Origin of the sequence: Pseudomonas sp. IPO3747, assembly GCF_013385245.1 — a bacterium.
Taxonomy (GTDB): Bacteria; Pseudomonadota; Gammaproteobacteria; order Pseudomonadales; family Pseudomonadaceae; genus Aquipseudomonas; species Aquipseudomonas edaphica.
In genome coordinates this window covers 88,088-95,111 of the sequence record NZ_JACAQL010000011.1, presented here as the reverse complement: position 1 = coordinate 95,111, position 7,024 = coordinate 88,088, and the positions used below count along the sequence as shown (strand labels likewise).

6 protein-coding genes are annotated in these 7,024 nt (G+C 58.8%); 3 read left to right on the top strand and 3 right to left on the bottom strand.

Annotated elements, in window-relative coordinates; translation table 11 throughout:
• Positions 1-214 precede the first annotated feature (214 nt).
• Positions 215-1,051 (top strand): 5'-nucleotidase, lipoprotein e(P4) family, encoded by an 837-nt coding sequence (locus HX790_RS18065; RefSeq protein ID WP_017138718.1) that lies wholly within the window; start codon positions 215-217, stop codon positions 1,049-1,051.
• A 15-nt stretch (positions 1,052-1,066) separates the two neighbouring features.
• Here the strand turns inward: HX790_RS18065 and HX790_RS18060 are convergent, their stop codons facing one another.
• Positions 1,067-1,555, bottom strand: a complete 489-nt coding sequence (locus HX790_RS18060) for a type VI secretion system tube protein Hcp (RefSeq protein WP_017138717.1) — start codon at positions 1,553-1,555, stop codon at positions 1,067-1,069.
• Positions 1,556-1,740: 185 nt separating this feature from the next.
• Here HX790_RS18060 and HX790_RS18055 point away from each other — a divergent pair, with 185 nt between their 5' ends.
• A complete protein-coding gene (locus tag HX790_RS18055) occupies positions 1,741-2,655 on the top strand; it encodes a hypothetical protein (protein WP_017138716.1) in 915 nt (304 codons plus the stop codon).
• A complete protein-coding gene (locus tag HX790_RS18050) occupies positions 2,652-3,218 on the top strand; it encodes a hypothetical protein (RefSeq protein WP_017138715.1) in 567 nt (188 codons plus the stop codon). Before HX790_RS18055 ends, HX790_RS18050 begins: the two co-directional genes overlap by 4 nt.
• A gap of 32 nt (positions 3,219-3,250) precedes the next feature.
• Here the strand turns inward: HX790_RS18050 and HX790_RS18045 are convergent, their stop codons facing one another.
• Complete coding sequence (locus HX790_RS18045) at positions 3,251-4,435, bottom strand: EAL domain-containing protein (RefSeq protein ID WP_017138714.1); 1,185 nt, start codon at positions 4,433-4,435, stop codon at positions 3,251-3,253.
• A 159-nt stretch (positions 4,436-4,594) separates the two neighbouring features.
• Complete coding sequence (locus tag HX790_RS18040) at positions 4,595-6,745, bottom strand: phosphocholine-specific phospholipase C (protein ID WP_017138713.1); 2,151 nt, start codon at positions 6,743-6,745, stop codon at positions 4,595-4,597.
• Positions 6,746-7,024 lie beyond the last annotated feature (279 nt).

The window sequence follows — 7,024 nt, the reverse complement described above, 5'->3', positions numbered from 1 at the left end:
CACCGAGTGTTGGGGCGAGGACCTTTTGCTTACTTTTGACTGGGCCGGCATTCCGGTCCTTGCAAAAGTGAGCCGCCGTAAGGGCGGAACCATAGGCCGCCGTTACCGCAGCAACGGATATGTACACCTACCCCCCCAAAAAAACATTCGGGATTGATGTATAGCCTGATTAGGCTAAGGTGCTGCCCACACGCGTCCACCGCCGAGGCATCCCATGCGCCACCTGATTTTCGCCAGTGTCTGCCTGCTGACCACCGCCCTGACCGGCTGCCAGCAGACCCCGCCGGCCAACGACCAACTCGACGCCGTGCTCTGGACCCAGACCTCCATCGAACACGAGTTGATCTACCGCCAGCTGTTCGCCAACGCCACCCGCCAACTCGACGTGGCCCTGGCCGACCCGACCTGGGATGCCCTGCCCTTTCCACCCCGCAATCTGAACGGTTTACCTCCAGCGGTGGTGGTTGATATCGACGAAACCCTGCTGGATAACGTGCCGCTGAACGCGCGCGATATCATCAATAATCAAATCTATTCCTACGATCGCTGGAACACCTGGGTCGACCAGGCCAAGGCCCAGGCATTGCCGGGCGCAGTGGCTTTCCTGCACGCCGCCGAGCAAAAAGGCATCAAGGTTTACTACCTCACCAACCGCGAACACAGCCAGGTCGCGGCCACTGTCGCCAACCTGCGCCTGCGTGGTTTTCCGGTGACCAGTGACACGCAGGTCCTGGCCGCCAGCACGCCAATCGGCCATTGCGAAAGCGCCGGCTACGGCAAGACATGTCGCCGTCAGTGGGTCGCCAGCCATGCCCGCGTATTGCTGATGGCCGGGGACTCGCTGGGTGATTTCGTGCAGGCCGAACACAACACCCTTGCCGCCCAACGTAAAGCGGTGGAACCCTATGTGAGCTGGCTGGGGCAGCGCTGGTTCCTGCTGCCGAACCCGAGTTACGGCAACTGGTACAGCGCGCCGTATGGGGATGATGAGAAGTTGCCGTTTGAACAAAAACGCAAGCTCAAACAGCAGGCATTGCAGTTGGAACAATAAGAGGCTGGCTGGTGCTCAGGCTTTGATGTTCTGCCGAATGTTCCAGCCAAACTTCACTGGCCCGCCGTCCTTGGTACCGTCGGCCTTCTGCGGCTGGTAGCTGACGTCGACGCTGGCGAAATTGAGAGCGACGCTGTCATGCACGACGTCGGTGTTGCTTTCAGCATTCGTGCTGTAGGACACCACCATGACTTCCTTCAGGGTAATCACCAGATACTCCACCGGGCTCGCACCGCCGGCCTTGCGTACCACCAACCTGGCCTCGGGGTAATGCTTGCCGCTGGCGCAGGCCATCATCAGGTTGGGGCTGGATTTATCCAGCGGTTTGGTCAGGTTCAGGTTGGCGATATTGACCTTGCCCGCACCGCCGCCCGTACCGCTGTGCATCGAACCCGACTGCGACATGCCCCACGCCCATTGGGTGATGTCAATCTCGTCGCGATGGGCCTGGTCCCTTGATTCACCCTTGATATCACCCAGCTTCAAAAACATATCGACTGCCATGTTTGCTCCTTGCCTTGGTATGCGTCGGTAGTGACGTGGGGCGCACTTTTCCTCAGCCGCAGCGGTGCGCGCAAGACGCAGAGGGCAGTTAGAGATGCACCCGACGTTAAATGGCGAACCTTCCGACATTCAGCGCCACCTCCTCATCTTTAGGCTCTCGACTCCCGCAAAAACAGGAGTTAAGGATGACGGCTTCCCTGCTCAGAGATGGACTCCCTTCGGCGCACCGCACCACACGTCAGCGGATTGAAAGCAGTATTGATCTGCGCAAGTTGTTCTTCACCATCGATAGCGACCCGGCACTGATTGGCGCGGGCGTGGTGTATATCGATGGCATGTTTAACGTGGTGGTACTGCGCGAGTTTCAGGCGATTTGCAGTGTGCGGCCGATCAAGGTCGTGCTGCGTGAGGCTCCGAAACATGTGGGGCCGGTGGAGTTCAAGCGGATGTTGGAGCATGAGCCGCGAGAGTCGGAATGGGTGGCTGAAGCGCTTGGCACGGCGGTGACCTGTACGGGGGCGATTCTGAGTTGGGTAGTCATTACCAGTGGCGTGATGTTGATGCCCTTTACGGCGGGGACGAGCGCGGTAATTACGTTTATCGGCAAGGCTGCTCTGGCTGCCAGTATGACCCAATGCGCCATCGGGTTAGGTCGAACCAGTGTAGAAGCGTTTGCGCCCCAATACCTTGATCTTCTGGATAACGAAACCTGGTATCAGGCCGTTGTTACGACGCTGGATGCCATTGCATTACTTGGCGTCGCCACTTCTGCCTTGACCACAATCAAAACAATAAACACAGCAACAAGAGTCACTGGCAAACCTCTCAAACAAGTACTCAAAGGTCTGAACCGGCAAGAACGAGCGAGACTGAATGATGAATTGCTCAGGCTTCGTGATCCTCGATTAACCCTAAAAATCCTCAAGGTGAAACAAGCCACCGGCGTATTACCAAAACGAATCAGTGCCACAGAAATGCAACTTGCTACCGCCAATCACATAAAAGACACCTTGGCTGCAACCCTGGGTTTCGCGAGCAGCTCGATGCCAGGAAATATCAAGACGTGGGCTATTGGTATCTACGAGGAAGTCAGCCAGTGAGCAAGCATGTACCAAAAAAAGGTCTTAGCGGATCCGAAAAGGATGAAATATATGAAGATCGCAAAGCCCTGACCTCTGAGGATCGCGCTTACGCATACTTCTATTTTGAGAACCCACAAACGTTCAGGAGACGCTACGCGCTAGTGATTGGCGCCGATCTAATTACCGGCTGCTCCACGATTGCAATGACTGCCGTCTTACTGTTGCTGACCTTTCTCTCCAGACTTCCGGAAGACCTTGCAATTAAGATCTGTTTTCTCGGCAGCATCGCAGCAGGCCTTGTCCTGTTTTTTTCCAAGGCTCAGGTCAACTATGGGCATATCCGCGCGGTATGGATCAGTGTCGGTATTTACTTAATTTGCTTGCTGATATCCCTACCCGCAATTGCGTACCGCCCGCCGCTTTTTCTCTACGCTATGTCACTGCTTAGCCCACTGACCGGCCTGCTGATCCTCAACAGCAACCGCTGCCGCGAACTGCGCCACAAGATGGTCGAAATCCGCCTCAAGCGCGAAGACATCATCGCCACCCTGAAAAAACAGGGCCGCTGGAAATGGTGGTGAGCGCCCTGCCACCTGTATTCGCTCAACGCCCATCAAGCCACGTTCTGCAACCGCCACAACAACTGCTCGCCACTCATCGCCGGCGCATACACATACCCCTGGCCCACCCTGCAGCCCATCGCCAGCAATTGCCGCTGCTGCTCCTGGGTTTCGATACCTTCCACCACCACGCTCATGCCCAGGCTATCGCCCAGCGCCAGGGTGCTGTGGATCACCGCGCAGCAGCGTGGGTCGGCGGTCATGCCGCGCACAAACTCGGCATCCAGCTTGATCTCGTTGAACGGCAGCTGACACAGCCGTTGCAAGGATGAAAACCCGGCGCCGAAGTCATCCAGGGACAGGTTGCAACCGAGCATGCGCAAACGCATCAGGCACGCCAGGCTGCTCGCCGAGGCTTCCAGCATGCCGCTTTCGGTCAGCTCGAAAGTCACGCTGGAGCGCGGTGCCTTGAACGGCGCCATGACGTCTTTGATCTTCAAACTCAACCCGCCCTGAGCCAGCTGCTGAGCGTGCAGATTGAACGCCAGGTTCAAGGTCATGCCTCTTGCCCTGACGTGTTGTTGCAGGGTCAAGGCCTGGTGCATCTGTGCAAACAGCAATGGGTCGAGCAGCCCGCAACGCTCCAGCACCGGCATGAAGGCCATTGCCGGTAACAAACCGTAAAGCGGGTGCTGCCAGCGGCTCAACACTTCCACGCCGATCATCTCGTTGGTCCACAGGCTGAATTTGGGCTGGTAGTACGCGTGCAGCTGGCCGGCAGCTAATGCGTCGCATACTTGCGCCTGAGTAAACAATGGCAACGCAGGTGAAACCGCAGGCACGATCCCCCCAACAGGCTGATGACGATGCAATACCTCTTCGAGCTGATTGAGGGTCGCCAGCTTTTCGACATGGCCAAGCAAACACACGCCGAGCAGGCTGGTGAACTGTTGCAGGGCTTGGCTGATCCCGGTCGGCTGATGGCCGCTGACAATCACGCCATGCAGCCACCCTCGTTGCGCGGCATGTTGCAAAAACTCCAGCCCATCCATGCCGGACATGGACAAGTCGCACAGTACGACATCCACCCCGTGAACGCTTTCCAGGAGGGCCAAGGCTTCAATGGCATGCGTCGCCTCGATCACCGCATGCCCCAACCGTTTGAACTGGCTCACGACGACGGCGCGCTGAAAGGCGTGCTCCTCAAGGATCAGGACGCGTAAAGGCTGGCTCGTCATTGGCGTGGGCTCGTGGGTGGTGGACCCAACGATTGTCTAAAACTGCCCGGAAAAAGCGCGGATGTTTAATCCTTTATGAACGTAGGATATTTCTCAAAATACTAACTCCCGGCCAAAGGCAGCGGATCGGTTCAACGCTATCCGCCGCCTCAGGGTTTGCTACACCGGCTTACCCATCAACGGGTCACTGATGCTATGCGCCCCCGTCTCAACCCGCCCCGCCACCCGGCGCACCCAGCCATGCTCATTACGCACGGTGAAGTCATACCAGCCACCGCTCGGCTGACGGGAGAATGTGCGTTGCTGCGAGCTGTGGCCAGCAATCTCCAGCAGCCATGGGCCTTGATGGGTGTAAGGGCAGCGCTTGATCGTCACCGAGGCTGGATGCTTGCTGGGGTTGATCACTGTCAGTTGCACGCTGTCCCCCTGGTAAGCCACTGACAGTTGCGGTTCGCGGCGTTGCAGATCACCCTTGAATGACCGGTGAAAGCCGTTCGGCCCCAATAGCCACAGGTCATAGCCGCCAGCCACTGGCCAGGTATCACTGAGGTGCTGTTCGGCGCCAACGGTGTAGCGCCGTGGGATGTCTTCCAGGTGCAGTCGATCGTAGACGTGGAAGACCGCGCCCTGTTCGCCATGGTTGAAGAAGTTCAACGTCAGCTCACCGGCGCGACGATCAACGTCACCTTCGACGTTCAACTGGTATGGCAACGCACGGGATGGCCGAGCCATGCGTGCCTGATGCGGCGCCTGTTGCCGACCTTCAGCAGGTACCACAACCTGGGCCAGTTGTTCCTGGCGCTGGCGCAGCAAATCCGCCGCCCGGCGGGTGGTTTCATGCAGTGGCGGCAACAACTCGGTGTTGGGGTTGACGAAGTTGAACGCCGAGGTGAGGTCGCCGCATACGGCGCGGCGCCAGGCGCTGATATTGGGCTCGCGCACCTGGAAGCGCTTCTCCAGAAATTGCAGCACCGAGGTGTGATCGAACGCCTGGGAGTTGACCCAACCGCCGCGGCTCCAGGGCGACAGCACCAGCATCGGCACCCGTGGGCCAGGGCCGTAAACACCACCGTCAGGCGCAGGCTGTTGCGTGGTGCCGGGCGGCGCCGGGTGCGTGAAGATTTCGCTGTCGAACTTGACCGTGGATTTGCCGGCAAAGCTGCCATCGGCACGCTTGGACGGGGCTGACGGTGAAGGGACGTGGTCGAAGAAACCGTCGTTTTCATCGTAGTTGACCAGCAATACAGTCTTGCTCCACACCTGCGGGTTTTCAGTCAGCGACTTGAGAATCTCCTGGGTGAACCAGCCACCCTGCACCGGGCTGGAAGGCCCAGGATGTTCGGAGTAATTGGCCGGGGCGACCAGCCAGCTCACCTGAGGCAAGCGGCCGTTTTTTATGTCATCGCGAAAGCCCTGGATGATCGCTTCCAGGTCACTGCCGTTTGCCGATGGCAGCGTGTTGCCGTTGCCTTTGTACAACGGCACACGGGCGTTGAGTTGATCGCTGTAGGGCACAAAGGCCTTGAAGTCTTTCGGTGGCTCCGCCGGGTTGCCGGCCGCAACACTGGCGGCGCGGTACTGGCGAAAACCAGCCAGCGGGTTGTCGCCAAAGTTATCCGGCAAGAACTGGTAGACCTTCCAACTCACGCCCGCCTCTTCCAGGCGCTCAGGGTAGGTTTTCCAGGTGTAACCCACGCTCACTGCGCCAGGGCCGTCCCATTCATTGACCACCGCAGCCACATTGGCGCCGGTCGGGCCGTTGGTGCCGGTCCAATGGAACAGCCGGTTCGGGTTGGTGCCGGCGTGCACCGAACAGTGGTAGGCATCGCACAGGGTAAAGGTGTTGGCCAACGCAAACTGGAACGGCAATTCCTGCTCGCGGTAATAGCCCATTGACGTGTTGGTCTTGTAGGTTGGCCAGGCATTCATGCGGCCGCTGCCCCAGGCGGCGTGTTCGTCAACCCAGGAATGTGGCGTGCCGTCGACACGCTGGGCATTGCCGCGTGAACTGTCCAAATGATAAGGCAATACGCGCCGCCCCTTGCCCTGTTGCTCCCAGACTTTGCGGCCGCCCGGCAGCGGAATGGTGAAGCGGTCGCTGAAACCACGTACGCCGGGCAAGGTCCCGAAGTAGTGGTCGAACGCGCGGTTTTCCTGCATCAGGATGACTACGTGTTCCACATCCATGATCGTGCCGGTGCGGTTGTTGGCGGGGATCGCCAGCGCCTGGCGGATGGAGTCGGGTAGCAGGGTGTAGGCGGAGCCGATGGCGGCGGCCTTCAGCAGGGTGCGGCGGGTGAGAGTTGGCATGGCACTAATCAATCCCTGGGGTGCTTGAGATAAAAACGCTCAAGACAAAGTAGAGACTGCAAGCGACAAAAAGGTGACATGCGGTTACTGACAATCCGATGATCTGTTCACGGGCCTGCCACCAATGGTGGTGAGCAGCTTGTTGTGGCTAGAGGCTTATTGTGGCAAACAGGCTTGTTGTGGCGAGCAGGCTTGCCCTGCGTTGGGCTGCGCAGCAGCCCCAGTAAAGGCACCGGGATTCTCCTGAAGGAACTCAGCGCCTGGTTTCAGGCGCCGCTG

Bases quoted from the DNA above. Each gene is read 5' to 3' on its own strand.
- HX790_RS18065 (WP_017138718.1), top strand. From the start codon at position 215: ATGCGCCACCTGATTTTCGCCAGTGTCTGCCTGCTGACCACCGCCCTG.
- HX790_RS18060 (WP_017138717.1), bottom strand. From the start codon at position 1,555: ATGGCAGTCGATATGTTTTTGAAGCTGGGTGATATCAAGGGTGAATCA.
- HX790_RS18055 (WP_017138716.1), top strand. From the start codon at position 1,741: ATGACGGCTTCCCTGCTCAGAGATGGACTCCCTTCGGCGCACCGCACC.
- HX790_RS18045 (WP_017138714.1), bottom strand. From the start codon at position 4,435: ATGACGAGCCAGCCTTTACGCGTCCTGATCCTTGAGGAGCACGCCTTT.
- HX790_RS18040 (WP_017138713.1), bottom strand. From the start codon at position 6,745: ATGCCAACTCTCACCCGCCGCACCCTGCTGAAGGCCGCCGCCATCGGC.